The organism is Agrobacterium sp. CNPSo 3708 (assembly GCF_028674915.1).
GTDB classification, from domain to species: Bacteria; Pseudomonadota; Alphaproteobacteria; order Rhizobiales; family Rhizobiaceae; genus Agrobacterium; species Agrobacterium cavarae.
In genome coordinates this window covers 1-26,555 of the sequence record NZ_JAQZSF010000002.1, presented here as the reverse complement: position 1 = coordinate 26,555, position 26,555 = coordinate 1, and the positions used below count along the sequence as shown (strand labels likewise).

27 protein-coding genes are annotated in these 26,555 nt (G+C 55.1%); 14 read left to right on the top strand and 13 right to left on the bottom strand.

The genetic code is table 11. The annotated features are described in order from the left end of the window. Positions 1-5: 5 nt before the first annotated feature. From PVA19_RS03120 to PVA19_RS03100, 5 genes are all read left to right on the top strand, one after another. Positions 6-2,906: an FAD-dependent oxidoreductase gene (locus PVA19_RS03120; protein ID WP_274101125.1), complete on the top strand. Its 2,901-nt coding sequence runs from the start codon at positions 6-8 to the stop codon at positions 2,904-2,906. Beyond that, entirely contained in the window at positions 2,903-3,631 is a 729-nt protein-coding gene (locus PVA19_RS03115; protein WP_274101124.1) for an amino acid ABC transporter ATP-binding protein, read from the top strand. The genes PVA19_RS03120 and PVA19_RS03115 overlap by 4 nt, the downstream gene beginning before the upstream one ends. Positions 3,632-3,640: 9 nt before the next feature. Continuing rightward, on the top strand, positions 3,641-5,050 hold the full coding sequence (gene hydA, locus PVA19_RS03110) for a dihydropyrimidinase (RefSeq protein ID WP_274101123.1): 1,410 nt from the start codon (positions 3,641-3,643) through the stop codon (positions 5,048-5,050). Positions 5,051-5,071: 21 nt separating this feature from the next. Continuing rightward, complete coding sequence (locus PVA19_RS03105; RefSeq protein ID WP_274101122.1) at positions 5,072-5,482, top strand: DUF3830 family protein; 411 nt, start codon at positions 5,072-5,074, stop codon at positions 5,480-5,482. 187 nt (positions 5,483-5,669) lie between these two features. Continuing rightward, positions 5,670-5,828: a TetR/AcrR family transcriptional regulator gene (locus PVA19_RS03100; RefSeq protein ID WP_274101121.1), complete on the top strand. Its 159-nt coding sequence runs from the start codon at positions 5,670-5,672 to the stop codon at positions 5,826-5,828. A gap of 339 nt (positions 5,829-6,167) precedes the next feature. On the opposite strand, the gene PVA19_RS03095 is transcribed toward PVA19_RS03100, so the two are convergent. Beyond that, positions 6,168-7,151, bottom strand: coding sequence for a YiiG family protein (locus tag PVA19_RS03095; protein WP_113262171.1), 984 nt, complete (start codon positions 7,149-7,151; stop codon positions 6,168-6,170). A 453-nt stretch (positions 7,152-7,604) separates the two neighbouring features. Here PVA19_RS03095 and PVA19_RS03090 point away from each other — a divergent pair, with 453 nt between their 5' ends. From PVA19_RS03090 to PVA19_RS03075, 4 genes are all read left to right on the top strand, one after another. Continuing rightward, positions 7,605-9,875, top strand: coding sequence for a cation:proton antiporter domain-containing protein (locus tag PVA19_RS03090; RefSeq protein ID WP_274101120.1), 2,271 nt, complete (start codon positions 7,605-7,607; stop codon positions 9,873-9,875). Between the two features lie 311 nt (positions 9,876-10,186). After that, complete coding sequence (locus PVA19_RS03085; RefSeq protein WP_274101119.1) at positions 10,187-10,498, top strand: helix-turn-helix domain-containing protein; 312 nt, start codon at positions 10,187-10,189, stop codon at positions 10,496-10,498. Further along, entirely contained in the window at positions 10,495-11,754 is a 1,260-nt protein-coding gene (locus PVA19_RS03080) for a type II toxin-antitoxin system HipA family toxin (RefSeq protein ID WP_274101118.1), read from the top strand. Before PVA19_RS03085 ends, PVA19_RS03080 begins: the two co-directional genes overlap by 4 nt. After that, positions 11,729-12,040, top strand: coding sequence for a hypothetical protein (locus PVA19_RS03075; protein ID WP_113262173.1), 312 nt, complete (start codon positions 11,729-11,731; stop codon positions 12,038-12,040). The genes PVA19_RS03080 and PVA19_RS03075 overlap by 26 nt, the downstream gene beginning before the upstream one ends. Positions 12,041-12,054: 14 nt before the next feature. On the opposite strand, the gene PVA19_RS03070 is transcribed toward PVA19_RS03075, so the two are convergent. From PVA19_RS03070 to PVA19_RS03060, 3 genes are read right to left on the bottom strand one after another with little or no spacing between them, the layout of a single operon-like run. Continuing rightward, positions 12,055-12,438 (bottom strand): hypothetical protein, encoded by a 384-nt coding sequence (locus tag PVA19_RS03070; protein WP_274101117.1) that lies wholly within the window; start codon positions 12,436-12,438, stop codon positions 12,055-12,057. Next, positions 12,414-13,202, bottom strand: a complete 789-nt coding sequence (locus PVA19_RS03065; RefSeq protein ID WP_274101116.1) for a DUF429 domain-containing protein — start codon at positions 13,200-13,202, stop codon at positions 12,414-12,416. The genes PVA19_RS03070 and PVA19_RS03065 overlap by 25 nt, the downstream gene beginning before the upstream one ends. Beyond that, positions 13,180-13,614 (bottom strand): response regulator, encoded by a 435-nt coding sequence (locus PVA19_RS03060; protein ID WP_274101115.1) that lies wholly within the window; start codon positions 13,612-13,614, stop codon positions 13,180-13,182. The genes PVA19_RS03065 and PVA19_RS03060 overlap by 23 nt, the downstream gene beginning before the upstream one ends. Before the next feature lie 621 nt (positions 13,615-14,235). Here PVA19_RS03060 and PVA19_RS03055 point away from each other — a divergent pair. Next, on the top strand, positions 14,236-14,541 hold the full coding sequence (locus PVA19_RS03055; RefSeq protein ID WP_113262176.1) for a helix-turn-helix domain-containing protein: 306 nt from the start codon (positions 14,236-14,238) through the stop codon (positions 14,539-14,541). Positions 14,542-14,607: 66 nt separating this feature from the next. Here the strand turns inward: PVA19_RS03055 and PVA19_RS03050 are convergent, their stop codons facing one another. The 3 genes from PVA19_RS03050 to PVA19_RS03040 all read right to left on the bottom strand — a co-directional run bounded on the left by PVA19_RS03050 (position 14,608) and on the right by PVA19_RS03040 (position 16,046). Continuing rightward, the gene (locus PVA19_RS03050) at positions 14,608-15,105 is read right to left on the bottom strand and encodes an RES family NAD+ phosphorylase (protein ID WP_113262177.1); all 498 of its coding nucleotides are present in this window, start codon (positions 15,103-15,105) and stop codon (positions 14,608-14,610) included. A gap of 8 nt (positions 15,106-15,113) precedes the next feature. Further along, a complete protein-coding gene (locus PVA19_RS03045; protein WP_113262187.1) occupies positions 15,114-15,464 on the bottom strand; it encodes an MbcA/ParS/Xre antitoxin family protein in 351 nt (116 codons plus the stop codon). 135 nt (positions 15,465-15,599) lie between these two features. Further along, entirely contained in the window at positions 15,600-16,046 is a 447-nt protein-coding gene (locus tag PVA19_RS03040) for a hypothetical protein (RefSeq protein ID WP_274101113.1), read from the bottom strand. Between the two features lie 442 nt (positions 16,047-16,488). Here PVA19_RS03040 and PVA19_RS03035 point away from each other — a divergent pair, with 442 nt between their 5' ends. The 3 genes from PVA19_RS03035 to PVA19_RS03025 all read left to right on the top strand — a co-directional run bounded on the left by PVA19_RS03035 (position 16,489) and on the right by PVA19_RS03025 (position 18,070). Beyond that, positions 16,489-17,229, top strand: coding sequence for a histidine phosphatase family protein (locus PVA19_RS03035; protein ID WP_274101112.1), 741 nt, complete (start codon positions 16,489-16,491; stop codon positions 17,227-17,229). A gap of 248 nt (positions 17,230-17,477) precedes the next feature. Next, complete coding sequence (locus tag PVA19_RS03030; RefSeq protein WP_112520236.1) at positions 17,478-17,711, top strand: AbrB/MazE/SpoVT family DNA-binding domain-containing protein; 234 nt, start codon at positions 17,478-17,480, stop codon at positions 17,709-17,711. Beyond that, positions 17,708-18,070 carry a type II toxin-antitoxin system VapC family toxin gene (locus tag PVA19_RS03025; RefSeq protein WP_274101111.1) on the top strand — a complete coding sequence of 121 codons (363 nt, stop codon included), beginning with the start codon at positions 17,708-17,710 and terminating at the stop codon, positions 18,068-18,070. Before PVA19_RS03030 ends, PVA19_RS03025 begins: the two co-directional genes overlap by 4 nt. A 260-nt stretch (positions 18,071-18,330) precedes the next feature. Here the strand turns inward: PVA19_RS03025 and PVA19_RS03020 are convergent, their stop codons facing one another. Continuing rightward, complete coding sequence (locus tag PVA19_RS03020; RefSeq protein WP_274101110.1) at positions 18,331-19,578, bottom strand: MFS transporter; 1,248 nt, start codon at positions 19,576-19,578, stop codon at positions 18,331-18,333. 285 nt (positions 19,579-19,863) lie between these two features. Here PVA19_RS03020 and PVA19_RS03015 point away from each other — a divergent pair, with 285 nt between their 5' ends. After that, positions 19,864-20,301: a VOC family protein gene (locus tag PVA19_RS03015; RefSeq protein ID WP_274101109.1), complete on the top strand. Its 438-nt coding sequence runs from the start codon at positions 19,864-19,866 to the stop codon at positions 20,299-20,301. A 325-nt stretch (positions 20,302-20,626) separates the two neighbouring features. Here the strand turns inward: PVA19_RS03015 and PVA19_RS03010 are convergent, their stop codons facing one another. The 5 genes from PVA19_RS03010 to PVA19_RS02990 all read right to left on the bottom strand — a co-directional run bounded on the left by PVA19_RS03010 (position 20,627) and on the right by PVA19_RS02990 (position 24,933). Next, positions 20,627-21,085, bottom strand: a complete 459-nt coding sequence (locus tag PVA19_RS03010) for a hypothetical protein (RefSeq protein WP_274101108.1) — start codon at positions 21,083-21,085, stop codon at positions 20,627-20,629. A gap of 191 nt (positions 21,086-21,276) precedes the next feature. After that, the gene (locus PVA19_RS03005; protein ID WP_274101107.1) at positions 21,277-21,861 is read right to left on the bottom strand and encodes a GNAT family N-acetyltransferase; all 585 of its coding nucleotides are present in this window, start codon (positions 21,859-21,861) and stop codon (positions 21,277-21,279) included. A gap of 16 nt (positions 21,862-21,877) precedes the next feature. Further along, positions 21,878-22,447 carry a peroxiredoxin gene (locus PVA19_RS03000; protein WP_274101105.1) on the bottom strand — a complete coding sequence of 190 codons (570 nt, stop codon included), beginning with the start codon at positions 22,445-22,447 and terminating at the stop codon, positions 21,878-21,880. A 163-nt stretch (positions 22,448-22,610) separates the two neighbouring features. After that, a complete protein-coding gene (locus PVA19_RS02995) occupies positions 22,611-23,615 on the bottom strand; it encodes a glycerophosphodiester phosphodiesterase family protein (protein ID WP_274101103.1) in 1,005 nt (334 codons plus the stop codon). Positions 23,616-23,718: 103 nt separating this feature from the next. Continuing rightward, complete coding sequence (locus PVA19_RS02990) at positions 23,719-24,933, bottom strand: MFS transporter (protein WP_274101101.1); 1,215 nt, start codon at positions 24,931-24,933, stop codon at positions 23,719-23,721. Between the last annotated feature and the right edge of the window lie 1,622 nt (positions 24,934-26,555).

The window sequence follows — 26,555 nt, the reverse complement described above, 5'->3', positions numbered from 1 at the left end:
ACCAGATGCCCGGTTCGATCATTCAGGATGCAGGCGTGACCGTCTATTTCGATGGCGTTGCGCATCGCGTCGATCCGGGCCTTTCCATTGCCGCCGCGCTGACCGCGCTGGATCAAGCAGACTTCTCTACTGATGCAGCAGGGGAGAAGCGTGGTCTGTTTTGTGGCATGGGTGTGTGTCACGATTGCCTTGTGACAATCGATAGCCGCACGAGCCAGCGCGCCTGTATGACGCCCGTTCGAGACGGCATGCGCGTTGATCGTCAGCAGGCGCGTCCCGACATCACTTCCACTGGTCTAGCAGACCTGAGCCCTGTCCCAACAAAACTTCCTGAGTTGGACATGGACTTGCTGGTCATTGGAGCGGGGCCGGGTGGTCTCGCTGCCGCGGTGGCAGCGGCAGAAGCCGGGGCCTCTGTAACTCTGGTCGATGAGCGGCACACATCTGGCGGCCAATTCTTCAAGCAGCCTAACACGGATGCAGCACGTCTGGCGCTCAAGGCTGACCGGCAGGCCGCAGATGGGGCTGCGTTGATCGAAAGAGCACGCTCGCTTGGCGTGACCATTTGTTCAGGCGTGACCGTCTGGGGCGCGGCTCATGGAGAAGATGGACGAGTAGTAATTTCCAGTCTAGACCATGATGGCGTTTTCTATTGCCGACCTACCATGCTTGTCATCGGAACCGGGGCTTTTGAGCGACCGCCAGCCATCAAGGGTTGGACGCTACCGGGTGTCATGACGGCAGGGGCTGCACAAACCCTGCTGCGCAGCTATGGCACGCTTCCCGGTCGGCGCATTCTGATTGCCGGGAACGGTCCTCTCAATTTTCAAGTCGCAAGCGAGATTCTCAAGGCGGGCGGTGACGTTGTCTGTCTGGTGGAGCAGGCAGGCGCACCATGGAGCAGTCCAGTCGAAGCATTCAATGTTTTTCGCCATGACGCGGCACTTGCCCTCAAAGGCGTGAAAGAGATCGCAAGATTGGAGCGAGCAGGTGTCAAGCTCGCCTGGAACGCGCAAATATCGGACATCAAAGGTGATGGCCGGGTAGAGGCGGTGACGGTTTCCGGTCTTGGGGGCGACTTAACCTTCGGAGTCGATACCGTTTTGTTGGGTGGACATTTTACCTCGTCCAACGAGTTGTCGCGGTTGCTGGGTTGTGCTCATCGTGTAACCGGGAACGGCACCCTCACGGCAGATTGTGCCGAGGATGGCGAAAGTTCGCTGCCTCACATCCATATCGTCGGCGAGGCTGTGCGTTTTGGTGGTGCTTACCTGGCAATGGCTGAAGGTAGGCTTGCAGGTCTGGCAATCGCAGCCAAGCTCGGCTTCAAGCCTCAGCCAGACACCACAGCTAAGAGAAAACTTGCGCGCGCCAAAGCGTTTCAAGCAGCGCTTTGGCGATTGTTTGCCCCGGCGCCAACACCGTTGGAACCCGCAGACACCGCTCTCGCCTGCCGGTGCGAAAGTGTCGCAATCGGTACTCTGAAGAGTCTTGCCGTTAAGGGTCCGCTGGACATCGCAACAATGAAGCGCCTGACCCGTGCCGGGATGGGACGCTGCCAAAGCCGCTACTGTGGCCGGACGCTCACAGAATTGACCGGCCGACCTATGAGCGAGACCGACGGCCTGCTTGCACCGCAGATGCCACTACGTCCGGTGCCGCTTGCGGCACTTGCGATTGAGAAGCCGGAGTGGGGAGGGCATAGACGAGCACTGTTGCCCGCACGTCCGCCATTGCACCATTCCGAACCGCTGCCGATGAGAGAAGCGTCCACCGTTGTCATCGGCGCGGGAATTGCCGGACTTTCGTGCGCCTTGTTTCTGGCGGAAGCTGGCGAAGATGTTGTGGTGTTGGAACGTGGTTTTCCTGGCGGACTGGCATCGGGCGGGAATGCCGGCAGCCTCCATGCGCAATTGTTGTCATTCGATCACGGAGCCCGAGCAGAAGCAGGTGGAGGGCCAGCCGCAAAAACGCTTCGGTTGCAGCGAGACTCCATTTCGCTATGGCAGATGCTTGAAAAAAAGCTCGGTCGCGATTTTGAGATGAAGATCACGGGCGGCCTGATGGTTGCCGAGACCGAAGCACACATGCGCTTCCTTGAGGAGAAGACTCGAGTTGAACGCGAAAATGGCATCGATTGTCATGTGATTGGCGCTGAAGATTTACGGAAGCTAGAGCCCGCGCTTTCTCCGTTGATGATTGGCGCCGCATATTGTCCAATGGAAGGGAAGATCAACCCGCTTGTCGCGACGCGACACGTGCATGACGGCGCTGTGGCCGCTGGTGCTCGCGTATCGGACCGTACCGAAGTGCTGTCGATCCGCCGCGAAGGGTCAGGATTTATCATCGAAACCTCGCGGGGACCGCTACGGGCAGGCCGCATCGTGAATGCTGCCGGTGCTTTTGCTTCGCGCGTCGGGGCAATGCTGGGGCTGGACATTCCCGTGTTCGGGGCGCCGCTGCAGATGGTGGTGACCGAGGCCGCTGCGCCAGCTGTCTCGCATCTGGTTGCCCATGCCGACCGTCATCTGACGCTCAAGCAGGCTGCCAACGGCAATTTTCTGATCGGCGGTGGTTGGACGGCTGGTCTCGATCCTGTCCACAGCCATCCTCGCCCGATGTTTTCCAGCCTAGAGGGCAATCTTTGGGTGGCGCAGCACGTTGTCCCAGATCTCAGAAAACTGCACGTCATCCGCAGTTGGGCTGCGATGAACATCAACATCGACGGCGCGCCAATCCTTGGAGAGCATCCAGGTTTGCCCGGTTTCTTTAATGCAGTCACATCCAATGGCTTTACGCTTGGGCCTCTCATCGGCCAACTCACGGCCGATCTCGTCCTTGGCCGCGACCCCGGGCGCGATTTGTCGGCCTTTTCCATCAACCGCTTTCAGGGAGTTCGGTCATGATCGAGATCACCGGCGTCACGAAATACTATGGCGAGTTTGCGGTCCTCAAGAATTGCTCAACGAGTGTTTCCAAGGGTGAAGTTGTCGTGGTCTGTGGGCCGTCTGGATCTGGCAAATCGACCCTGATCAAATGCGTCAATGCGCTGGAGCCCATTCAGGAAGGGTCGATCCGAGTGGATGGGATAGAAGTCAATGATCCCGGCACTGACCTGCCTGATCTTCGTTCCCGTGTTGGTATGGTGTTTCAAAACTTTGAACTCTTCGCGCACCTGACAATCGAAGCCAACATCATGCTTGCACAGCGCATCGTTCTTCATCGCAGCGAAACTATTGCCAAAAGGCGATGCATGGATCTTCTGGATCGCGTGGGGATGACAGGGCACGCCCACAAGTATCCAGGCCAATTGTCCGGCGGACAGCAGCAACGCGTGGCGATAGCCCGGGCGCTTGCCATGAACCCGAAAGCCATGCTGTTCGACGAGCCGACATCAGCTCTCGATCCCGAGATGATTTCCGAAGTGTTGGATGTAATGACCGACCTTGCCAGTGAAGGCATGACGATGATGGTTGTTACCCATGAGATGGGTTTTGCACGCAAAGTCGCGACACGGATGATCTTCATCGACCAGGGCGAAATCGTCGAGGACCGCGCCACGGAAGATTTCTTCAGTAATCGTCACAATCCGCGCACAGAAGCCTTTCTCAGCAAGATCCTCCATCATTGAGAGTTTGATATGACCGAATTCGACTTAGTCGTTAAAGGTGGTACCATAGCGACCGCCTCCGACATCTTCAAAGCCGACATAGCCATTCGCGGCGGCAAAATCGTCCAGATCGGCGAACAGCTCGACGGCGGTGCCCAGACAATCGACGCGAGCGGCAAATACGTTTTACCGGGTGGCATTGATAGCCATGTCCATATCTCCCAGCCCTCGGGAGATGGCATCGTCATGGCCGACGACTTCGAGAGCGGTACCCGTTCTGCCCTTTTCGGCGGCAATACGACGATTATGCCGTTTTGCCTGCAGGAGAAGGATAAGCCGATGCGCGAGGCGCTTAATGCTTATCACGAGCTCGCCGAGGGCAACTGCTATACCGATGTCAGCTTTCACCTCATCGTTTCGGACCCGACGGATAGTCTCCTTGGTCAGGAGCTTCCGGCTTTGGCTGCTGACGGCTATTCTTCCTTCAAAGTCTTCATGACTTATGAGGGGCTTCGGCTCAACGATGCAGAAATCCTCAAGACGCTGGACGTTGCACGATCGACTGGCGCGACTGTCATGGTCCATTGTGAAAATGAAGATGCTATCCGTTTTTTGATTGCAAGGCATGAGGCGGAGGGGAACGTTGCTCCGCGAGCGCATGCCTCTACACGGCCGGTGGCGGTTGAACGCGAGGCGACACACCGGGCGCTAACACTTGCCGAAATCGTTGATGTGCCCATTGTCATTGTCCATGTCTCCAACGGCGAAGCGATGGAGGAAATCGCGCGAGCTCGATCTCGTGGTCTCAAGGTGATTGGCGAAACATGCCCTCAATATTTGATGCTGACGGCCGATGATCTAGACGGCATGGATTGGGAGGGCGCGAAATTTGTCTGCTCTCCTCCACCCCGCGACAAGGCTGCTCAGGAAGAATGCTGGAGAGGTATTGAAACCGGCATTTTCGATCTCTTCTCGTCCGATCACTGCCCGTTCCGCTACGATGACGAACGCGGCAAGCGCAGTCCGAAGGGACTTGAAAGCTTTCGTCACATTCCAAACGGTATCCCCGGTGTCGAAACGCGTCTGCCAATACTTTTTTCGGAAGGGGTGATGAAGGGGCGTATCGATTTGCCGCGCTTTGTCGCGCTTTCGGCGACCAATCATGCCAAAACCTACGGGCTTTACCCGGAAAAAGGCACGATCTCGATCGGTGCAGATGCCGACATCGCCATTTGGGACCCGACCATCAATCGCACGATACGCCATGCCGATCTGCACGATGGTGCTGACTATTCGCCCTATGAAGGTATCGAGATCACGGGCTGGCCGACCACCGTCATCCTCGGCGGCCGGGTGATGGTTCGTGACGGCGCGCTCGTTGGGAAGAAGGGCGATGGCACCTACCGCTCAGCCCGCACCCAAAGCACTAAAACTATCTAAGCAATTCGGAGACCTGAATTTATGAAACTGAAAATCACTGCCGGCCCGTTCGTTTTCGATGCCGTGCTCGAAACAGAAAAAGCCCCTCAGACCTGCAAGGCCTTCATTGAACGTTTGCCGTTTGAAGGCCAGATCGTGCATGTTCGCTGGTCGGGGGAGGGCGTATGGATACCACTTGGGGACTATAATTTCGGCGTCGGCTACGAAAACCACACGAGCCATCCCGCCCCCGGCCATATCATACTTTACCCCGGCGGCATCAGCGAGACGGAAATTTTGCTCGCTTACGGCGGTGTCGATTTCTCGTCCAAGATGGGACAACTCGCTGGCAACCATTTCATCACCGTGACGTCTAACCTCGAAAACTTGGCTGTGCTGGGTAACAAGACACTTTGGGAAGGGGCGCAGCATATTCGGTTCGAACTTGCTTAGAAGTGTTTCGAAGCAGAGATACAGAGGCGAGACGTTGTATCTATTACCGAGAATCCGTATTTTCTTCCGTTTGAGTGATGGGAGGGTCTGCCTTAGACCCTCCGACAATGAGTCCGACCAAAGCAATGACGTGGGGAGCGCAAGCCAAGGCGATTTAGCACCTCTAAAGGAAGGCGGATTAAACTTGATGACGAGAGCAGCACTCGTTGCATCACATATGCTTGGTCTGGCGCTCGGGCGATATATATTGAAGCTCGAGCCACTTGCCACGATGTCGCCAGGCACGATCACCTCGCTCTTTGCACCGACCATTCAGCACTATCTCTCGTTTGAGATCCCCGGGTAGCCCACCAACGCGAAGCATTGCGGTGAAAAGAACAGTTGTAAAGAAGGGGACCTCTGCAAGGCACACGCGGCTGGGCGGGCTGAATCAATATTGCAGACCACCGCATCGCATGATCGCAGGCGCCCGCTTATCGATAGATCTGGAGCAACTGGGAATGATCCTTGGCGGGTTCGCACGGATATCGAGGCGGTGGAAGCATTTTGGGATCAGGCTCTCATCCCAATTTACAAGATCATGACCTGGTCTGCATTCGACGCTGGAACAACATGGAATGCAGACTTAAGGGAAATCAGCCATCGGATCAGCGAGTGATCCGCGACACTATTGATCGTCTCCGGTTTAGCACTGATTCATGTTCAGTCGGCTGATCATATTGTTGTAGTCCTGCAGCAGCGAGTTGGCATCCTGCTGCTCCCGCGATTGCATCATCTGGAACTGGGAGCGTTGCTGCTTGTCCTTTTCGTAGGAGCCGTCTTCTGTCCTGCTGACGATCTGCCTTCCGGTCGAGAGGTAAGCGTTGGCTTTGGACATGATGGCCGAGCAACCCTCGTTGCTTTGCTCCCTGATTTTATTGTCATAACCGGTTGCCATAGTATTGAACTGGTCAAGCGAGGCCTTAAAGGCTTCTTTTTTGTCGCCAAGCCCTGTTCCGCTCAAGAAGCCGGAGGCGAGATCCATGCTGTCCTTGATGTGATAGACCATTCCGATCCGGAAATAGGCGAGCGTGTCTTTTTCCGTCTTGTCGAAGGCGGATTTGATGCGGGCGCGGTCCTTCGCCTCTATGGCATTGTTGTAGCTTGCCTGGGCCGTGGCCAGTTCTTCCATAGCGGCGATATAAGCAGGCTGTGTATCGCGGCCATGCGCGCCCTTGTCACTCAGATAGGTTTTGGCCTCAATGTAGTTGGCCATGTCGCGGTCAAGCGGGACCGCTTTCGCCAATGCGTCGGAATAAGCTTTCGCTGGCCCGTCGAGTTCGGCCATGTCAGGCTTCATCGCGCGTGCCTTGTCCAGGTTTTCCTTAATCCGGCCCATAGGCGACGAAGACGGGAAGAGAAGGTTGTCCTCCTTCTTCTTGCCGTCAAGCACGGGCTTTACGGTAGTTTGGTACGTTGCCAGATCCTCAGCGTAAGAGCGCTGAACCGAATTGGCGACCTCTACATACGCATTGTACTTTTGGATCTGTGCTTGCTCGCTTGCGGTTTGCTCCTCGTTCGCCTGGCCTGATTGGCTCGACGTGCTGTCATCGCAGGCCGAGAGCAGGATCAGGGATGCGGCAAGGGCTAGCGAGCGGATCAGGGGTTTGGAAAGTCGATGTGATGTCATTTCGGTCCTCATTTGCATTCTGAGAAGATCGTCAGTTTCGGCGCCAGCTCGTAGTCGATGTGCCGCCTGGCATTAGAATCTTGCTCAGGTCAAAGCGCCTGTTCAGTATCGTGGTGGAGAGGCGCTGTAACGGGTTGCTTTTGAACCGATCGCTTTTTCAAGACAAGTCTAATGAAGCTTTTCGCTCTTTTCGAGGACGGCGGGACCTCTGGCTGATGAATAGGAGGTGACTGGTCGGGTTTAGCTGGAGGACCCATATAACCGGCCATTTGGCAGCTGCGTACGGCTTAAGGTTTTCTGTCGAGCTGACGCGAGCGTCGGAGATGATTTTGTTGCGAGTTGGATCAGCGGGTTGAAACTAACGGTTCTGGTGGCACCGTCTCCAATTCTCTCGGTGGAACATTCAAATATCTCGCCCGTTTTATCGCCAGAAATGCGCGGGGCTTCCATCGAATGAAAATCAAGGTGAATTCTGGCCGGCTTAGCCTTTGGGTCTTGCCGATAGTTGGCACGTTCGTGACGTGTGGCGCGGCCTTTGCCGCCGATGGAAAGTCACCCGGTCCCTCAGAGGCCTTGTTCCTGATCCAGATCATTGTTCTTGTGGTCGTCGGCAGATTGCTGGGCGAGGCTATGGTGCGCATTGGGCAGCCGTCGATCATGGGCCAGATCATCGGCGGGATCTTGCTGGGTCCTTCGGTATTCGGTCTCGTGTTTCCGGAAGCGCAATCGACTTTATTCCCGAACGGCGAGGCGCAAAAGGCAATGGCAGACGCCGTTGCCCAACTCGGTATTTTGTTCTTGCTCCTGCTTGCAGGTATGGAAACGGACCTCGGTCTGGCGTTGCGGCTGCGTCGTGCGGCAGCTGGAGTTTCCCTCTCTGGGATCGTGGTGCCGTTTGCACTCGGTTTTGCGTTGGGGGAGGTTATCCCTGCAGGTCTGTTGCCCGATCCCGACGCGCGATTGGTCACATCGCTCTTTATTGGAACCGCGCTGTCGATTTCTTCGGTAAAGATTGTCGCGTCCGTCGTTCGCGAGATGGACTTCATGCGCCGTAACGTCGGTCAGTTGATTGTCGCCTCAGCGATCATCGATGATACGATCGGCTGGGTTATCATCGCTGTGACGTTCAGCCTGGCGACGAGTGGCACTGTGGATGTCGCAATCCTCGCAAAGAGCGTCATCGGCACGATCGCGTTCATGGCCTTCAGTTTCACGATCGGGCGGCGCATCGTTTTTGAGATCATTCGATGGGTCAACGATACCTTCAAGAGTGACCTGCCGGTGTTAAGCGCAATTATTGCCATCATGGGTGGCATGGCGATCATCACCAATTTGATCGGTGTTCACACTGTCTTGGGCGCGTTTGTCGCGGGCATTCTCGTCGGTCAGTCCCCGATCTTGACACGCCAGATCGAAGGACAGTTGCGCGCCTTGACGACTGCGCTGTTCATGCCGGTCTTCTTCGGCCTGACGGGGCTCCACACTGATCTTGGCCTTTTGGCTGAGCCGTCCATATTGCTTCTAGCTGTAGGACTGATCCTGATCGCCAGTCTTGGAAAATTCGGTGGTGCCTTTGTCGGTGCTAAAATGGGTGGGTTCTCCAATCCAGAAGCTATTGCGCTTGGGTGCGGAATGAATGCCCGGGGATCAACTGAAGTTATTGTCGCTTCCATAGGGCTATCGGTCGGCGTGCTCGACGAGCGTCTGTTTTCCGTGATCGTTGCTATGGCAGTCGTGACAACGATGGCTATGCCACCCACTTTGCGGTGGGCACTGGCGCGGTTACCGATTCGGGAAGATGAGGAGGATCGCCTGCGGCTTGAATCCTTCGAGGAAAAAAGCTTCCTTTCCAATTTCGAGCGTATCCTGCTTGCGGTCGACCATTCAGCCAGCAGCGATCTTGCTGCTCGCATCGCTGGACATTTCGCTGCCGTGCGCAAGATGCCAATTACCGTTCTGGATGTCGTGGACGAACCCGGCGATGGTCGAGACGATTTAGCGGGACGTATGCCGGACAGTCGCGCGAAAGAAGTCAGCGAGCGCGTGCAGAGCACTGCCGATGCGACCCTGCAAATGGACGACGTCAAGCAAGCTTCGGCCGACGGCGAGGTCCACGTCACGATCCGACCGAGGGACGGGGAACTGGACGACATCCTCTCCGAGACTGCGGACAAAGGCCATGACATGATGTTCGTCGGCGTTGAGCCAAGCACGGCCGAGGGCGGTGGGTACGGTGGGCGGCACACAGCGATGGTGGATGCATTCAGCGGGACGACGGCGATCGTTTCGGCTCGAGGACATCTTCCAGACGCGGATAGTCAGCTGCGTATACTTGTACCTGTCAGCGGGACAGAGCGTTCGCTGAACGCAGCAGAGTTTGCATTTGTCATCGCAAAGGCTACCGGCGGATCGATCGCTGCAGTGTATTTTAAGGATCCTGCACAGGCAGCGTCTCTGTCGAGAGTCAGCGACACGAGTGGTGTCCAGCAATCGGCGTTCGCGCAACTTGACCAAATTGCAGAGTTCTACGGTCTGCCGTTGGAGAAGGTCACGTCGCAGCAAGGATCACCGGAACTGGCCATACTCAAGCATGCTCGGAGAGGCCGCTTCAATCTGATCATTTTGGGCGTCAACAGGCGGGCAGGCGCTGATCTTTCCTATGGCACTGTCGCCGACACGCTTCTGGAAACCGCCGACCGCTCGGTTGTCTTCATCGAAATATGATGGTTCTGCCGTTACCTTGTATCGACAAAAAGCCGATCTCGAAGTCCTCGCCTTTGTGGAATTTGACGTCGAGCGCCGGTTAAGTGGCTTCGCCGATCCGGCCACAAAACTCGACATACCGGCCGATTGCCCCCCCGTTTCGGGGCATTTTATTGTTGTAGTGTGGGCACTAGTGAACCCGTTTCTTTGCAAGTGACATTGGGGTGAACGATGCCCTTGCCTTTTCCCGTGCCGTCCATACGCTCTGGTAACTTGCTAACTTGTCTTTCACATAAATGCTATTATACTAGCATTAATAGAAGATATTGGTGTTGGGTGATAATATGTTAGCATTTAAGATGCTTTCCCCTGCGGACGTTGTCAAGGGGATGGCGGAGAGAATGAAGCGTCGTCGCATTGAGCATGGGTTGACGCAGCGTGAACTGGCTTCGAGATCGAATGTGTCTTATGGATCGCTGAGACTGTTTGAAGAAACCGGAAAAATTTCACTCGAGAGCGTCGTGAAAATCGCGTTTGCCCTTGAGGCGGAAGCGGAATTCGAACGCTTGTTTCCAGGTCGACCGCCGCAGGATATCGACGACGTTATTGATCGTCCTCTCAAACAGCGTGTGCGCAAGAAATGAAGTTCAAGCCGATCCAGCAGCTTAAAGTTCACCTAGATCTCGAAGGGAATGAGAAGAAGCTCGGTACTCTGGCCTGGAGTGGCAGGGAACGCAGGGCTTACTTCGAGTACGCTGCGGAGTTTCTGGCAGCGCCGCTTTTGGTCTCACCATTCCATATGATGGCAGCCATCGGGTTGATTGCGGCGCCTCGGGATCCGTTCGACGGGCTCCACGGGCTATTCAACGACAGCCTGCCTGACGGGTGGGGCCGTCTTTTGCTAGAACGCCGTCTCCAGCGAGCGGGCATTGACTATACAAGGCTCACGCCAGTTGAGCGTCTGTCGGCCGTAGGACGATCGGGGATGGGTGCGCTCTCATACGATCCAGAACTGCCAGATGATGAGAAACGACAGGCAGAGAATGATCTGGACTGGTTTGCTGATCAGGTCGAACTGGTACAGACGCAGATGGACATTGCCGACATAGATCGTTTGCAGGGCGCACAAGGTGGATCCGCAGGTGCGCGTCCAAAGATTATGATCGGCTTCAACAAGGCGGAAAACATCTGTGTTCTTGACTATGGCCAACCGTTGGCTGCGGGGTTCGAAAGATGGATGGTCAAGGCACCAAGTTCCGATGATCCGCCCGAGATTGGCGCTGAAGAAAGGGCCTATGCGCTGATGGCGGTAGCTGCAGGATTGACAATGGCTGACACGCGGTTGTTGGAGACCCGGAAAGGCAGGCGGCTTTTTGCGACGCAACGTTTTGACAGGACATCTGCCGGCAGGCTTCACATGCACACGGCAAGCGGCTTGTTGAATGCCAGCCATCGCGAGGCCAGCGTGGACTATCAGCAACTTCACAAGCTGACCCATCTTGTGACCCGCGATGCTGCCGAAGTTCTCAAGATGTTTCGCAATATGGTCTTCAATGTTTACGCGAAAAATCGCGACGACCATGCCAAAAATCATGCATTTCTTATGGATGGGAAAGGCCGGTGGTCTTTGGCACCTGCATACGATCTTACGTTCTCGTCTGGACCGGGCGGTGAGCATAGCGCTGCAGTAGCCGGAGAGGGTAGAGCTCCCGGCATGAAACACCTCTTGGCGGTCTCCAGAGGGGCTTCGATCTCCGATCATGATGCCAAGCAAGTTATAGAGCAGGTAAGAGACGCTGTAGATCGTTGGCCGCAGTTTGCCGAAGAAGTTCAACTATCCAGATCCCGCACCGCTGAACTCGACAAATTCCTGAATGGCGATCGGCTGGCTGACCGATGATTTGGTCTTGCCTGGCGGCGCTCATCGATACGGCACCACTATGCTGGAAACACGTGCTAGGATCGAAATGTCTGCAGCCATCCCGAAACTCGCCAGCAGGATAACTTTCTTATTCGTTGCGTGTTCGATCGCGATGGGTAATCGTTCTCAGCGCGACCAGGGCGGCGATGGTGCTGGCTATATGACGCCGTTGCTTTCGATGTTGAAACGTCTCTGTCTACCATTGCCCGTTGATTTTGGATGGATTGTAAGCTCGTTACAGCACGCGCCCCAAGCGCCGACATGATTGGATCGCGAAACTCACTCAGAGGTTTCAACAGGATTCCCAAACAGATCAAGCGGTGGAGGCTCAGGCGAACTCTTTTGCGCGGACAGGCGGCCGCCAAATGAACGCGGGCTATCTGCTCGTCCAGCCCACAGCGCGAACTCGACCTTTTCTCCGGCCGTTATGTCGCGGTCTGCGATGAAATACCCACGGTGGTCAGGAGCGGTGTTGTGTCCGGCTTTTTCATTTTCGAACAAGCAAACCTCTCCCAGCCTCGGCTTGTAAGCCATTTGAGCGTCCTCACTTTGAATTTGGTCTTTAGATGAATGATCGGGCGTCTTTGTCATATTGATGTGGGATTTAGCACCGTTGGCACCAAGATCGATCGGTAAGGCTATGTTCCGGCTATTGGCACCCATATGGCCGAAGTATCGTCGCCATACGCTGTAGCGCTTCTTTCCAGAACACATGTACCAACCCAGGCACATACGACTGCATCCAGGCAATCCTCGAAGGCTTTCAATTCATAGCCTCGCGAGGATGGGTCTGGTAAAGGCAGAGCGGATGCCACGCCCTTAATGCGATGATCCAGCAAGGTGACGATGCCTGCCCAGACGCTTAGGAGCGCGTGCCGACGATCTATAAGGCTCGCCTCCGGCCAGTATTTACGGGATTTTGCGTGCTTGTAAGGGAGCCTTCGGTTTGCTTTTGCCAGTTCGATCAGAGCCGGATGCGGATAGACTTCGATGAGAGCAGGAAAAGATGCTCCGGATGTCAGGAGCGGATAGCCTGCTCGTGCAAAACCCAATGTCAGGTCGTCACTGAGCTTTCCGGGTCGGCTTTGGCTTGGCGTATGCGTACCAGCATGCCTCGATCCATAGAGCGAAGAAATCGCGTTGTCGGAAACGCGCCGCCCCGTGATGGGGTTAGTCGACAAGGGCATGTCGATAGCGACAACACTGACAGGCGTTGCGAGGAGTTCAGCCGTCTTCGAAAGGAGAGCATGTGGATCAGGCTTCGAACCGCGATGTCTACCAACTTCAAAATCCTGATCAGCAAGGAACGCTTGGTAGGACGCCGCAACCCGGACAAGTCGCCAATCAACGCCGTCACGTTCAACCAGAGCTACGCCACTTGGTTCTGTGAATGTCCATGCTGCATCAATGCCGAGAACTGCTGTCATAGAGCGAAGCTATCGCATGTTCAGACTGCTCGCGCCATCTCAGCTGCCTCGGTTGCGACGCGCCCTGGGCGTTATCTAGGAAGCTTAGGAGCTGATCCAGGCTGTAAGGCTTTGGCATGAAAACCCAGCCCGTCCTCATATCGTCGCTGACATCACGACCTGAAACGACAATGACCTGTGTTCGAGGAGACACGCTCGCTACCATATTAGCAAGATCAAGGCCGGTCAGATGCCCTGGCATATCGACGTCAGTGACCAGCGCGTCAAAGGAGGGATTACGTCCAACCACCGCGACAGCTTCGAGAACGTTCGCGGCCTCGGCGACAGCATACCCGTCGTCCTGGAGTGCCTCAGCCAATATCAATCTGATCAGAAGATCGTCTTCTACGACGAGCACGGTACGCGGGGACATGTGTGGCTCCAATGGCTATCGGTTACTCAACTTGTCCACGCCCGTTTCGATCATCCCTGCTAACCAGTATTTGCGAACATATTTAATTAAATCTGAATGACCGGCCGTGCAGTTGAAAGCTCGTGGGTCCGCCATCAATTGAACGTACAGAGAACATTCATGGGAGCCGTCATGACGATGTCTTGTGAAAAGCAGCTTTCGAAGAACGCAATCCGAACCTTGTCGGCGATAAACCAGTATCGCTACCAGCGTCGTTCTGGTCGTGTTTGGCTGGTTGGCGACACCGTATATCGGCTTCAATGGTTGCCAATCTTGAACGAGAACCGTTCGTCAGAGAGGGCGCCTCGAACGGGGTTCCTCGCCTCATCCTTACCGACGAAGGCAAACGCCTTATTGCCGGTGGCGGTGAGTAACGGTTCAGGTGTTTTAAGACCAAATGGGCACTCTACACCCGCCGCGGCCGTCTGCGCTGTTAAGGAGCCTCCGAGATCTGGTGCGCTAGGCGCCTGCCGCAGTGCGGTCCACCGGAGGATCGATGCATAGTCTTTGGGGCGGTCACTTTAAAAGATACGCAGACGTATCAATATTAACTCCAAAGATATGTTTGGAGATCATGTGTCAATGAAGTCTGAAACCTTGGTGGAAATCGGCGATCTTCTAAGGGCGGGGAGAAAAGGGCTGGGTCTAACGCAGGAGCAGGTCGCCGAGATGGCTGGCATATCGCGACCACGCTACCGCGAGATTGAGACCGGAAGTAGCGCTGCCCGCGCGACAACGTTGGTGAATATCGCGCGTGCGCTTGGTCTCGAGCTGATGTTCATTCCGCAGTCGATGGTGCCGGCTGTCAATGCGCTGCTTCAGCCGCATGATAGCGACGAGGATCTGCCTGCGTTCGTTCCGAGTTCCGATGGTGATGCTGATGCCTGACGTGGATCTCGATCCAAGGCTCTATCTCGTCGCTTAGGGTGTTGCGGAAGGACTTGAAGGTTGATGCTATCTCGATAATCGGCGCTCGTCGTCGATCACTGACAGACGGTTTGGCAGCGACGTTCCCCATGTCCACAGTACAATATTGAGGTCAGTGTCGGTCGTGCCAGGAGCAAAACTCCTGACGACCAGGCCGTGAAAACCGGCGTTTTTTAGATCTCGAGCAAGCTGCTGCGTTAGCGCTTCACCGCGCAGGTTCATCTCGTCTCTCCAGGTCGTGTTACTCAGCGCTTGAGGACTTATCCGGTGTTTTTCTAGGAGGTTCAGGTCTCGCGTATCGAACAACGGCTCGAAATCTGCGTCATAGGATACGAGCGTGGTTGGTTGCAGACTTCCCGCCTGATTTGCTTCTCTAAGCGCCGTCATGATGGTCAGTGACGTGTAAAGTGCCGGCATTCCCTTTGGATTAAATCGGCCGCCATAAAGTTCGGCACCCCGTCCCGAAAACGGCTCACGGGCGTAGAGCGGATTGAGCGCTCGGTACAGCTTGCCTTTGTAGTGCATTTGCACGGTCAGGCATGGACGCCGGCATCAATGGCATCGATATAATCGAGCACTTCATCAGCCCGGCCGTTCCGCACAAGTTGCATTGCGGTGTGGCCGGAAAAGCCTGAAAGGGGTTCTGAGCGGTACCAGGCATAGGCCATTAGCGCAGATCCGAACCGAGGCTCGACCTTATTGACGACCTCGACCATTTCACGCAGGCGCCTCTGGGTCTTGTCGGATCTGATCCGGTCTTTGCGCTGGACGGCGTCTTTGCCAAGTCCAGCACTACGCGCGATGTCCTCGCTTGTGGTGTGAAGAACGTTGGCGATCTTGTTGGGCGCAAACAAGCCATCATCAGCATATTGTGTCAGAGCCATATCAAAACCCCACGCATTTCCCGCTATTATGACGCAATATAGCGTCAATTAATGCGGCATTCAAGCCATGGGGCGGGAATATGGATCGCTCAGGAGACCTTCATATGGCAGCCGATCGGATCGATGTCATGCTCGTCAATGAGGGATAATTGGCTTGTTCTCGAAGCGAATTCTAAAGTTTCGGCGCTGAAAGTCTTCCGGAAAACAGACGAAGACAAGTTCGAGATCATGCGAGGCGTCGTGTCGCCCTAGAAGACTGAACGAGGCGATGATGACGCCGTTGTATCCACGGGTAATGCGAAACGCCGCGTTGCGCATGACGATTGCATCGGGATCTGCAAAGTCACCACGACGTTCATAGATGACCCAGAAGCGCGCGGCTTTCCAGGTCACTTCCAATTGCTCTTTGACTTTGGCAAGGAACTCTTCGGCGCTCATGGAGGGCCCCCACGGCAGCGGCGTCTCGCCGGTATCGTCCGCGACACTGAAATAGCCATCATACTCAACGCCAGAATTGAGCAGTTGCTCTATCCTGGAAAATGCGTTGTCTTCAGAAATTGTCGTCTTGAACAGGATTGCCATAACCGTGCCGTCTCATGGATATCGGCCCGTGGCGGGTAGAACATCCATACGAGGAATACCAGTGCTTTGCGCTTCAATTGAAAGAGCGGAATTTATCGGGCACCGAGGTAGGCTTGCTTGGCGAAGCGATTGGTGGACTTTTGTCGACGACTACGAGGGTGTTAAACCAGCGTCTGGTCAGACTTTGAGCTGTCACCCGATGCGTAGATTCGAGCTATTCGGGAGCGAAGCTTGTTTATCTCGACCGCCAGGAATGTCGTGATGAGCGACCAACTTTCCACATCCGGTGGACGATCATGGCAATTTGCCGACCCTATGCCGGTTTGCAGTCTCGCGGTCTAGAGTTCATATGATAGTGAATGGTGCTGAAGGCCACCACCATATCGATTTGTCGGTTAAGGTTGGGAGAGGTGGCGTCCAAACCCTTGCCGCAGGATAGCTCATGCGCATCTTTCTTGTCCGTCACGGCGAATCTCTGGGTAATCTCGACGAGCGGGCTTACAGCCAGTTTGGCGATCACAATGTCCCGTTGACGCAATGGGGATATCGCCAGGCGCGTGAAGCCGGATCTGTGATCGCAGCCTATCTTGCAGGACTGGCCGAACCGGGGTTAGAGACGCTTCGCATATGGTACTCACCGTTCATGCGCACGCGCCAAAGCAAGGACGCTCTACTCGACGCCTTGCCTCTCGAGAGCGTCGGCAAGGTCCGCGAGGATTATCTCCTGCGGGAGCAGGATTTCGGGCTCTTTACGGAAATCTATGACCATGCTGAGCGCAAGCAGAAATTTCCCGACGAATTCGAAAAATGGGCGAGACTACGCAGCAACAGCGGCAAGTTCTATGCCCGGCCGCCCGATGGCGAGAGCCGCGCAGATGTGGCGCAGCGGATGCGGCTGTTTCTGCAAACAATTATGCACGAAGCGCGCCACGGCCACGACAATGTTGTGATTGTCGGCCACGGTGTTACCAATCGTGCCTTCGAGATGAGTTTCCTTCAGCAGTCGGTTGACTGGTTTGAAAGATCCGTCAATCCCGGTAATTCCGACGTCACGCTGATCGAGGGGACGCGCGAAACCGGATACACCTCCAGGCTGCTCCATCAGGCTGGTGATCGTCAGCCTGACCAGAACGATCTGCGAGAGGTGTATGGCGCGCAAGTATCGGTCAAGCCAGGACCGTAGGCATAAAAGAGCTTCGTTGACCGCTTTTGATCGTAGATCAGCACGTCGAAGACAGACCCATGAATTCTGAAACGGGCAAAATTCAGCTGGAGAGAAATCCGGTCCATGACCTTTGGGCCGGTTTGAAATGGTATATTGCTTTGATGATCTGGTGCCTGGGCCTTAGCGGTCGTTTTCGGCACGGGACAAGTTGAAAAAGATGCACGAAAGTAATACCATTTCATATGTCGGTATTACAGGAATTTGACATGGCAACAACTGTCACGGCCAAAGGGCAGGTCACCATTCCAAAAGCCGTACGCGAGCTTTTAGGGATTTCACCAGGAAGCTCGGTCGATTTTGTTCGAGCTCCCGATGGAAGGATAGTTCTTGTCAGGGCTGACAAGAAACAGCCGCTCACGCGTTTCGCCAAGCTGCGCGGCCATGCTGGTGAAGGTCTGGGTACCGACGCCATCCTGGCTCTGACCCGTGGTGACGAGTGACGCTTGTCGATACAAATGTCCTGCTTGATCTTGTGACGGACGACCCGGTTTCGGCCGACTGGTCAATTCAGCAGCTCGAACTGGCAAGCGTTTCAGGTCCGTTGTGCATCAATGATGTTGTGCACGCGGAACTATCTGTTCGATATGAGCGGATAGAAGCGCTTGATGCTTTTGTTGATCAGGCGGGGTTGAAGCTCAACCCTTTCCCTCGCGCGGCGTTATTTCTGGCAGGTAAGGCCTTGCCTGACTTTTTTATTGTCGCCCACGCAGCGATACAAAACCTTCCCTTGTTGACGCGAGATGTGGCCCGTTACCAATCGTATTTTCCGACTGTCACTCTGATCTCGCCTGAAGCTTAGGAATGCGCCAGTCTAGGCACTTGTAATTCCTTAGCTTCGCTAGGAAGAGACCTCCTGGCTGGAACTGCGACGCATGCTGCGCGAGCTGATTCAGCCGCAGTGGTCTATGATCAAGCTCAGTCGCGTATCCGCCTGTTGCGGCCGAAAGCGCGCCATGGGCGATTTGAGGAGGAACCGGACAGGATCGCGGTGTAAGCGGCGTGACGCGGGTTCGGTGAGCGCGGTCGCAGTCGCAATCGGAATGTCTTAAGTGACCCCGATCATTCGGTCCGAGTTTTTCCTGGCGCCTCGAGACTATCGATCTTCCGAAGCTTGGGAAAACGCGCCGCCCAGATGGCTGCGACCATAAGCGTACCGATCCCACCGATGACGACGGAGTGCACCGCGCCGAAAACGGATGCCATGCTTCCCGCGCGAAATTCGCCAAGTTCGTTGGACGCCCCGACGAAGACCATGTTGACGGCGTTGACACGGCCACGTACCCCATCAGGAGTCCAGAGCGCGATCAGCGTTTCACGAACATAGACCGACACCATGTCGGCTGCGCCCATCACCACTAGCGCAGCAATTGACACCCATGGCGTAGCCGAGAGCCCGAAGACCACCGTCGCGGCACCGAAAAGGGCGACGCCTGCAAACATCGTCACGCCGGCATGGTGGCGGATCGGATGAAAGGCCAGAAAGATCGCGACGACGATCGCACCAATTCCTGGTGCCGCGCGCAAGAGGCCAAGCCCCCACGGTCCAAGCGTCAGCACCTCCTTGGCGAAGATCGGCATCAGCGCGACCGCGCCACCCAGAAGGACGGCGAAAAGATCGAGAGAGATCGCGCCCAGCACCACCTTTTCATGAGAGATGAACCGGAAGCCTGCCAGCATGCTTTCCAGCGTCACCGCGCGCGATGTTGTCCGCTGCTCAGGCTTCCTGATCATGAAGGCAAGGATGGCCGAGAGCGCAAAGAGCGTGAGCGCGACCGAATAGGATACAACCGGGCTTGCGCCATAGAGCAGACCACCGGCAACCGGGCCAAGAATGGACGCCAGTTGCCATGACGATGAATTCCAAGCAATCGCATTAGGCAGATCGCTTTCCGGCACTAGGTTCGGCGCAAGCGACTGCACGGCCGGACCCATGAATGCCCGCTCTATGCCGAACAGGATGAGAATGAGAAAGACGAGCGATGGCGTAAAGGCATGCGCGAGCGTCAGTCCTAGTAGCGCTGCCGCGCAGGAGCAGGCAACGAGGAGGCAAAGCGACATGATCATGCGGCGATTATGACGGTCTGCGACCGTTCCGGTCACCAGAATGAGAAGCAACGATGGCAGGAACTGAAAAAGCCCGATCAGCCCCAGATAGAAGGCGTTGCCCGTGACCTCATACATCTGCCAGCCGACCGATACGCTGACGATCTGCACTGCAAAGGCGGAGAGGAAGCGTGCTGAGAAAAATTGCCGGTAGGCGGGATGGCGAAATGCGCCGAAGCGGCCTGCACCGGCTAGTAGGGACATTAAACTAATCTCTTACAAAGGGGGTGGCGTCTTGGGTAGTGACCGTGATGTCATACACTAGAAATGCAACGCGTGCTGTAATTCTGGACGTTCTATCCATGTGCTTTTCCCGTTCAAGGATCTCTGGATTAACTGAACCCTCGGTTTCAGGCCGGTTATACCGCTGAAGGTAAATCGAAACGAGCCGCCCGTGATTCTGAATTTGGCGGCTCTTGTGCGATGCCAGTGTTTCGACAAAGTTTGCGGTATGGTGGAGAGGTGATTCAGATAGAGCGAGGAGCCAAGATGTCCGCAGATATCGTCGTCGAACCTTCCTTGTTTGTTGAGCATGGGCGGGAGAGAGAGGCCGCCACTTTCTATGCCGCCGCCTTTGGTGCCCAGGAAGAGAACACTACTGACATCGATGGCGTTCTGGCGGCCGTAGAGATGCGGTTTGGGAGCCTGCCTGTGTGGGTCGCCGGCTCTAATCCCAATCGCGAACAGTCTCCATCCTACGGTGGCCCTTTCTTTCCGAAAGAACCAGGGGCGGTCAGCACGATTTTCCAGCTCAAGGTCGGAAACATCGAAGGTGTAATGCAGCGCGCCCTTTCAGCCGGAGCTGCGATCCGAGACGAAATCCAGACTGACGTGATGGGCCGCCGCGTGGCCTCGATCTTCGATCCGTTCGGCCACATTTGGGCGCTCGTAGAGCGTAAGGCCGAGGGCATGTCACTCGCAGCTTAAATCTGTCGCAAATGTCTGTCGCGAAACTTCGACTTTTTAGAGCGAGTTTCGCGACGAAAATTTCATTCACCTTTGAGAGCTGGAGGATTTGTTTGATATGTTAGGGCATTGGCGACGCATCTTGCTTGAGGAGCAGTCGGCGGAACAGGTCCGTTCGATCACATAATGAAGCCGCTCTTGCACCGTCTGTCATTAGGAGCCTGCGACCAGCGGCTTTACACAGATGTCGATCAAACCCTATATTCTAAGCGAGAGACAGCGCCCGCTTTCGAGGTTATCAAGTGCAGTTAGGGCAAGAAAAAATCTGTAAGTCTATCGGCCAACCTTATGATCCCCGTGGAGTTATTACCCGTTCCAAACCGATCGGTGGCGCGCTGCCAAATGTAGACAGCATTGTTTTCAGGATTGATCCCGTCGGCGAGAAGATAAGAATGTCCTGAGTCGGCAGAGCCAAAGAAAACCATTGGCAGCGTGAATTGGTCCTCCAGACGGACCGAGAAATGAAGGTTTCATGGCGCTCTACGATGATATCGAAAGTCGATATGAGAACTTGAACGTCGTGCACGAACCGACCACCGTTATGGTCCTCGACAAGAAAGTAGTCGTTATATTCCGTCCCGGATTGGCCATATCGTCTCAGCACGTCCGCCAATTGGTTCGGGATCGCCAAACCTGTGAGCTCCGCGAAGCGACTGAAATCTCCATCATTCCAAGTTGTGCCTGACACGACTTGAAAGCCGCACTTTTTCTTTACAGCTTCGATGGTATCGTCTATTTGGCTCATGGATCGGTTCTCTACCGTTTAAAAGGAACACGAGAGGGAGCATACGCAGAACCCAGTTGCCGTCGATCGCGCCGAGCGAACCCAAATTAATGTCCACTGTTGGCGCTTTTGCGCTCTGACGGTCGGCGGCCCAAAGCGTTCTTTCTTTATCCAATGGCTGTGGCGAAGACCGTAAGCTGTTCCCAACGACGCTAAGGAAGCAGCGTCAGGTCTTTTTCAAATCGGTGGGTCAGAACAAAGAACCTTTCATTGCTGGTCTTTGGTGTCCAAAGCGCACCTTCGTATGAATAAGATAAGTCCCACCCCTCCCGCGCATAAAACCGCTCCGCCCGGATGTTGCCGCCCGTACAGAGCAGCATCGCTCTTTCGATCCCGGCCTCAAGCAGACGCTTTTCACCGAACGAAAGTAATGCCTGGGCTACACCGGTGCCTTGAGCACGGTTACTGACATAGAGTTTGACGACCTCTGGTCCATTCACGGAGACGAACCCGACTGCGCCCATGTCGTCTGATGCGATGAAGAATGCGTCGTCTGCCTCCTTCAGCCAGAGAATGAAATGGTCCTTAGACCGATACGGTAGCACACCATCGGGCACGAGGTTTGCATGGGCATCATGCCATCCTTGGTGCCAGAGCTTGACGATATCCTTACGATCAGCGGCATCTGCCGGAAGAATGTCGAAAATGTGTTTACTCTCTGTGTTTTTCGGTACGTCAGAAAACGAAGGTCTACGGCTGCAGCAGCGTGCGCTGTTGCTGCGAAGCGAGGACGCCATTGGCCCAAATCATTCATCAACCCATCGCGGAAATTCGGTTGGCCTTTATCCAGCGGATCACTGCATCTGCATTCTTTTCGGGCGGATGTACGGGATAGAAGACGTGTTTTATAACACCTGCTTCGACGATCATCGTCAGCCTTTTGAGTAGAGTCATGCCCCCGGCTTGGAACGTTGGTAAGTCGAGGGCCGACGCGAGAAGGAGCGAGTGATCGGAGAGAAGTGGAAACGGGAGGTGAAGCCGTTTCGCAGCCTCGCGTTGGTATTCCGTTGTCTGGGTGGAAAGACCAAATAGACGGCTCGCTCCCAGCTCTTTTAATTCTGCGAAATGATCCCGGAACGCGCAGGATTGAGGTGTGCATCCTCTCGCGCCTGGGACTACATCCCACCCGTCAATAGCTTTGCCTTCGGGCGGGCTTGTCCGAGGATAAGCGTAGACGACAGATAGGCCGGAACTGCACAGGCTCACGGTGGTCCCATCCGTAGCCTGTAAAGCGATGCTGGGCACTTCCATGCCAAGCAGACGCGCAGCCGCTCCGTCGTCTTGAGGAACCAAACCTGCTCTCGCGTCCCCGAATTCATTCATTGTGTCTCTTACTTCGTTATACATGGCCTAAGCAGCGGCTGACGCTAGATAATTATCATGCCACTGCAATGTCTGCTATTGCGCTAAGTCGACCGCGGCATCTGATCTTCAGCAGGAATACAGCGACTGTTCTCAGTGCTTGAAAATACGTGTGCAGCGAAAGTTAATTCGCCGAGGGCGGCTTGCGACCAACTACCGGGGCAAGCAGCTGTAGGTCATTGGTCATGACGCCTCCAGACCAATCAGTCGGAAGTGACTTGAGTTCTTCGACCGTATCGACACCGGTCGAGTAGTCACCGCCGTTGTAAGGCCCAATGATGAAAACCTCGCTGCCGGCGGCGCGAAACCTATCGAGCATGCGATTGGGCCAGCCCCACATCTTCGGTGCCAGATTGATGGGCAAGTAAACCACGCCATTTGAACATGAGGATGGCACGATCCCAGACCAGCCCCATTTGGAATATTCCTTCAAACAGGCGATGGCCGAAACCCGCGTTGTCGTTTTCAGCCTCGGCATAAGTTGCTTGAGAACCACCGTCGGCCTCTCGCCACCATAGACGAACAGTTTATCGGTGACGCTCGACGGGAAAGACTTGAGATAAGCGGCGAGAAGCTCACCCTCTTTCGGAGAGTTACTCTTGATGTTGATCAGAAAGCCTTTGCCTGGGAACGTGTCGAGTACCTCTCGAAGCGTCGGCATGAGGCCGACTCCTTTCCCACGGAACGGAAACGTTTTGCCTCCATCGGAGGTATAGCCGTAGCCGACGTCGAGGTTACGCAGTTCTGCCATCGAATGCTCACGCGTTACGCCATGACCGTCAGTACGACAGTCGAGAGTCCAGTCATGAAAGACCGCGAATTCACCATCCGTAGTCGGATGAATATCGAACTCAACCGCATCAGCGCCTGCTTCGAAACTGGCTTTTATCGAGGCCAGGGTATTTTCGATGAAGACGTCTCCAGAGGGCAGCATGCGAGTGGCAGTGCAGGTGTCAGCTTTAACCCCTGTCATATCGTATCTTGGCGCGATTCCGCGATGGGCGAGAAGGGTCATTGAGGCCGTAGGGCGTGCTGCAAGCAGATTTGTATTAAGAAGGAACAGGGCCGCCGCAATTACCGAAACAACGATCAGACCATAAACTGAAGCTTTCCAAAATCTCTTTGCCATATTGGTACCCTCAAAAGGCGCAAGCTATCCGAGTGATAGCGACGGATTTGAGGCGGTGAGACTTCTGACCGCTTCTGGCGCGAAGTGGAAGAGTATGTGGACCTTAGGCGGTCTTTTCGCTCGTTAGCTTGCGATAGACGACAGAAAGCCATAGCAGCTTGGCAAAGGCAAAAATCGACACGGACAGGGCCAACCATAGGGTTGCTTGCGAACTTGCCAATGTCATGATCGCCGTGAATGCAAGCGGCGCGGTCGCAAACGCGAAATTCAGCGGCACCGACATCCTGGCGGACGAGCGCGCATAGGCACCGGCTGGAAAGAGCTCTAGCGGAAGCGTCGCACGGGCGACGGCGGTAATGCCGCTTGCGATACCATAGAGGATAGCAAAGACCACTGCGCCGCCAAAGCTGTTTGTGACGAGCAAAACGATGAAGCTCGCCGGAAAAAGAGCTGCCCCGAGGAGACCCATCGCCAGTCCCGACAAGCGGTGTCCGCAAGCTAAATCAGTCATGCGGCCAGCCCATTGAGCGATACCGATGAAGGCTGCAGCGCCTAGCGCTGACGTATGGTCTAGGCCCTTCGCCTCAAACAGGATGATGATGGTGAGGGCAAAGCCCCATGTGAAAAAACCGTTCGCGGCGAAGCTGGTGGCGAGAAGAATGAATTTTCTGAGGTCTGCGGATGTAGACCTGACCAGCTTTTCTCCCTTGGTCTTGTTGCCTGCATTTCTGGCCAATCCGTACCAATGAAGTGGCATGCAGACGAAGAACAGCAGAGCTGCGTAGATGAGTGCGGTTGTCCGCCAACCCCAGTGCGCCTGCAGGATACCCGTTAAGGGCCACATTATGGTTGAAGTGAGACCGCCTGCAAGAATCAGAACGCTGAGAGCATTTCTTGATCTTTCGCCTGCGATCTCGGTAATGGCGATCTGCGCGGGTGCGGTGAGCATACAAGCTCCAGCGATGCCGAGCATGGCCCAGGAGAGGAAGTAGGCTGTAGGGCCGCCTGCCATGCCCATTATCATTAGGCCAACCGACGCGATCGGCGCTCCCGTCGTCATGATCGGGCGGGCTCCAAAGCGCTCAAACGCTCTGCCAAGTGGCCACGAGATGATAGCCATCACTATGAGCATGGCCGTGGGGCCAACCATTACGATGGACAGCGGAAGGTGGAGATCGGCGACCGTAGCAGGACCGGTGACGGCGATCATCCAAAAAGTCGCGCCCCATCCTAAGAGCTGAGTAAGCGACAACATAGCAACTACTGAAGCAGTGCGAGAAAAGGTGGTCATCTGGAATGATTTGAAGCCGCGCAGCATCTAGGATTATCGTAGCAACTATAAAACGCAGGCATGACATTTACATGACCGCTATTAGCGCATTCTTGCCTTCAATGTCGCAGCGGGAATCTTCGGAATTGTCTCTCGCGCTTGGTAAATGTGCGAGGAAAACACCGCTTACATTATACCCGCGGCGCCACTCACGTTCGCGTTTCCACACCCTCCGGCAGTGCCACTCTCGACTTCCCTGGCGTTCTTGCCGGTAAGCTTCCCAGGAGCGCTACGGGTCGTGCTATCGCCACCGGGGCCGCGTACGATAGAACGAAGTTAATCTTCGATCCCGAGAGCAATTGGTTGAGAGGCGGAGTCATCGTAGCCCGAGTGTCGAATATCTGATCGGCGACAGCGCCTTGCAATAGGGTTGGGCGCAGAGGCCTCCGACGTCGACCGCACGAACCATTCTCATCCACGCTTGGAAAAAGCTTCGGCATGACAGCAGAACTTTGCGGGTCATGTGCACCGACCTCAAAACTTCAAGGTCGAGTAGCCTAACAAGTGGTATCGATCGATTGATACTAAGCGCTTGGTTGCATGCTTCAGGGCATGGAAATGGTTGAAGCGCGCCGAGCTGGGGGCGTCCTTCGGCCGCCACTGCGCGGATTGGTCTCAACCAATATGAATTTCGCGAGAAGTTCTTTAACTCGCGCGCGAGGGTCGGAAAAGCCGATCTCGAGCGTCGTCTCGACCGCCCGCTGGTCAGGACCAAAGATTGGTTCGTCTGTAAAAAGGTTTCGCTTCATTCCCAGGTCATCTCAATGGGGCAGAGCATACTTTAAAATCGACTATTCAACGGGGCGAAGTCAGGCCTGTCGAAATAATTTTCACTTACAATTTTATCCGCTGCAAAGCCTCCAACGTGCACCAAATAAAAAGAGTACCAAAAAAACAGGCGACTACAATCGCGTAATGGTTCATTTGCGTGAATAGTATAGGATTCATAAAACTGTAGGCAGCATAAAATGTCGGAAACATCACTACTCCCCAAACCAGCTCGCCACCGACAGCTTTTCCGTTGATGTTCCTCCTTTTCAGTGAGAATCTCCAGTCTACGTAACGCAGACGAGCAAACGCTAGAATTAGCGTTGCAAGAAGCGCGATGTATGGCGTCCACAAGGTCTGAAGATACAAAATAGACGCGGCCAGTAGGGAAGCCTGTAGAAGCAAAACAAGAATTATTAAAAATTTAGGCATCTACATTCTCACCGTCTTTTTGGAATCGTTCGCGTTATTGGAATCAGTTCTATTGTTGGACAATTCACGGGACTTAGATCTAGACTGCTCACTGGTTCTCGAAGTTTCCGGCGACCGACTTTTTGCCCTGTTCTCAATGTCTTTCTGTTTGGTTTTGGATGACCCAAACATTTCCGAGATCGCCACGATAGTTCCTCGTAGCGACATAGTTCCGCTCGCTTGGGCCCCGACGGTTGCGCCGATCCCAAGCTTGCCCCCAAGTTTGCTATCGAATGGATTCGAAACAACCGTGTCTATCTGACTGCTGAACTGTAAGCGGCAAGCTGAGGCCGTTCAGGCCTTGTAGTTCCACGGCATAAGGGCATGGATTTCGCTGCTAGGCCAGCCGTTTGCGATGCGCTCGAGCGTCT

Excerpts from the sequence above, each read along its gene's own strand:
- PVA19_RS03120 (WP_274101125.1), top strand. The coding sequence starts at position 6 with ATGCCCGGTTCGATCATTCAGGATGCAGGCGTGACCGTCTATTTCGAT.
- PVA19_RS03115 (WP_274101124.1), top strand. The coding sequence starts at position 2,903 with ATGATCGAGATCACCGGCGTCACGAAATACTATGGCGAGTTTGCGGTC.
- hydA (WP_274101123.1), top strand. The coding sequence starts at position 3,641 with ATGACCGAATTCGACTTAGTCGTTAAAGGTGGTACCATAGCGACCGCC.
- PVA19_RS03105 (WP_274101122.1), top strand. The coding sequence starts at position 5,072 with ATGAAACTGAAAATCACTGCCGGCCCGTTCGTTTTCGATGCCGTGCTC.
- PVA19_RS03100 (WP_274101121.1), top strand. The coding sequence starts at position 5,670 with ATGACGAGAGCAGCACTCGTTGCATCACATATGCTTGGTCTGGCGCTC.
- PVA19_RS03095 (WP_113262171.1), bottom strand. The coding sequence starts at position 7,151 with ATGACATCACATCGACTTTCCAAACCCCTGATCCGCTCGCTAGCCCTT.
- PVA19_RS03090 (WP_274101120.1), top strand. The coding sequence starts at position 7,605 with ATGAAAATCAAGGTGAATTCTGGCCGGCTTAGCCTTTGGGTCTTGCCG.
- PVA19_RS03080 (WP_274101118.1), top strand. The coding sequence starts at position 10,495 with ATGAAGTTCAAGCCGATCCAGCAGCTTAAAGTTCACCTAGATCTCGAA.
- PVA19_RS03075 (WP_113262173.1), top strand. The coding sequence starts at position 11,729 with ATGGCGATCGGCTGGCTGACCGATGATTTGGTCTTGCCTGGCGGCGCT.
- PVA19_RS03070 (WP_274101117.1), bottom strand. The coding sequence starts at position 12,438 with ATGGGTGCCAATAGCCGGAACATAGCCTTACCGATCGATCTTGGTGCC.
- PVA19_RS03065 (WP_274101116.1), bottom strand. The coding sequence starts at position 13,202 with ATGACAGCAGTTCTCGGCATTGATGCAGCATGGACATTCACAGAACCA.
- PVA19_RS03060 (WP_274101115.1), bottom strand. The coding sequence starts at position 13,614 with ATGTCCCCGCGTACCGTGCTCGTCGTAGAAGACGATCTTCTGATCAGA.
- PVA19_RS03055 (WP_113262176.1), top strand. The coding sequence starts at position 14,236 with ATGAAGTCTGAAACCTTGGTGGAAATCGGCGATCTTCTAAGGGCGGGG.
- PVA19_RS03050 (WP_113262177.1), bottom strand. The coding sequence starts at position 15,105 with ATGCACTACAAAGGCAAGCTGTACCGAGCGCTCAATCCGCTCTACGCC.
- PVA19_RS03045 (WP_113262187.1), bottom strand. The coding sequence starts at position 15,464 with ATGGCTCTGACACAATATGCTGATGATGGCTTGTTTGCGCCCAACAAG.
- PVA19_RS03040 (WP_274101113.1), bottom strand. The coding sequence starts at position 16,046 with ATGGCAATCCTGTTCAAGACGACAATTTCTGAAGACAACGCATTTTCC.
- PVA19_RS03035 (WP_274101112.1), top strand. The coding sequence starts at position 16,489 with ATGCGCATCTTTCTTGTCCGTCACGGCGAATCTCTGGGTAATCTCGAC.
- PVA19_RS03030 (WP_112520236.1), top strand. The coding sequence starts at position 17,478 with ATGGCAACAACTGTCACGGCCAAAGGGCAGGTCACCATTCCAAAAGCC.
- PVA19_RS03020 (WP_274101110.1), bottom strand. The coding sequence starts at position 19,578 with ATGTCCCTACTAGCCGGTGCAGGCCGCTTCGGCGCATTTCGCCATCCC.
- PVA19_RS03015 (WP_274101109.1), top strand. The coding sequence starts at position 19,864 with ATGTCCGCAGATATCGTCGTCGAACCTTCCTTGTTTGTTGAGCATGGG.
- PVA19_RS03010 (WP_274101108.1), bottom strand. The coding sequence starts at position 21,085 with ATGAGCCAAATAGACGATACCATCGAAGCTGTAAAGAAAAAGTGCGGC.
- PVA19_RS03005 (WP_274101107.1), bottom strand. The coding sequence starts at position 21,861 with ATGGCGTCCTCGCTTCGCAGCAACAGCGCACGCTGCTGCAGCCGTAGA.
- PVA19_RS03000 (WP_274101105.1), bottom strand. The coding sequence starts at position 22,447 with ATGAATGAATTCGGGGACGCGAGAGCAGGTTTGGTTCCTCAAGACGAC.
- PVA19_RS02995 (WP_274101103.1), bottom strand. The coding sequence starts at position 23,615 with ATGGCAAAGAGATTTTGGAAAGCTTCAGTTTATGGTCTGATCGTTGTT.
- PVA19_RS02990 (WP_274101101.1), bottom strand. The coding sequence starts at position 24,933 with ATGCTGCGCGGCTTCAAATCATTCCAGATGACCACCTTTTCTCGCACT.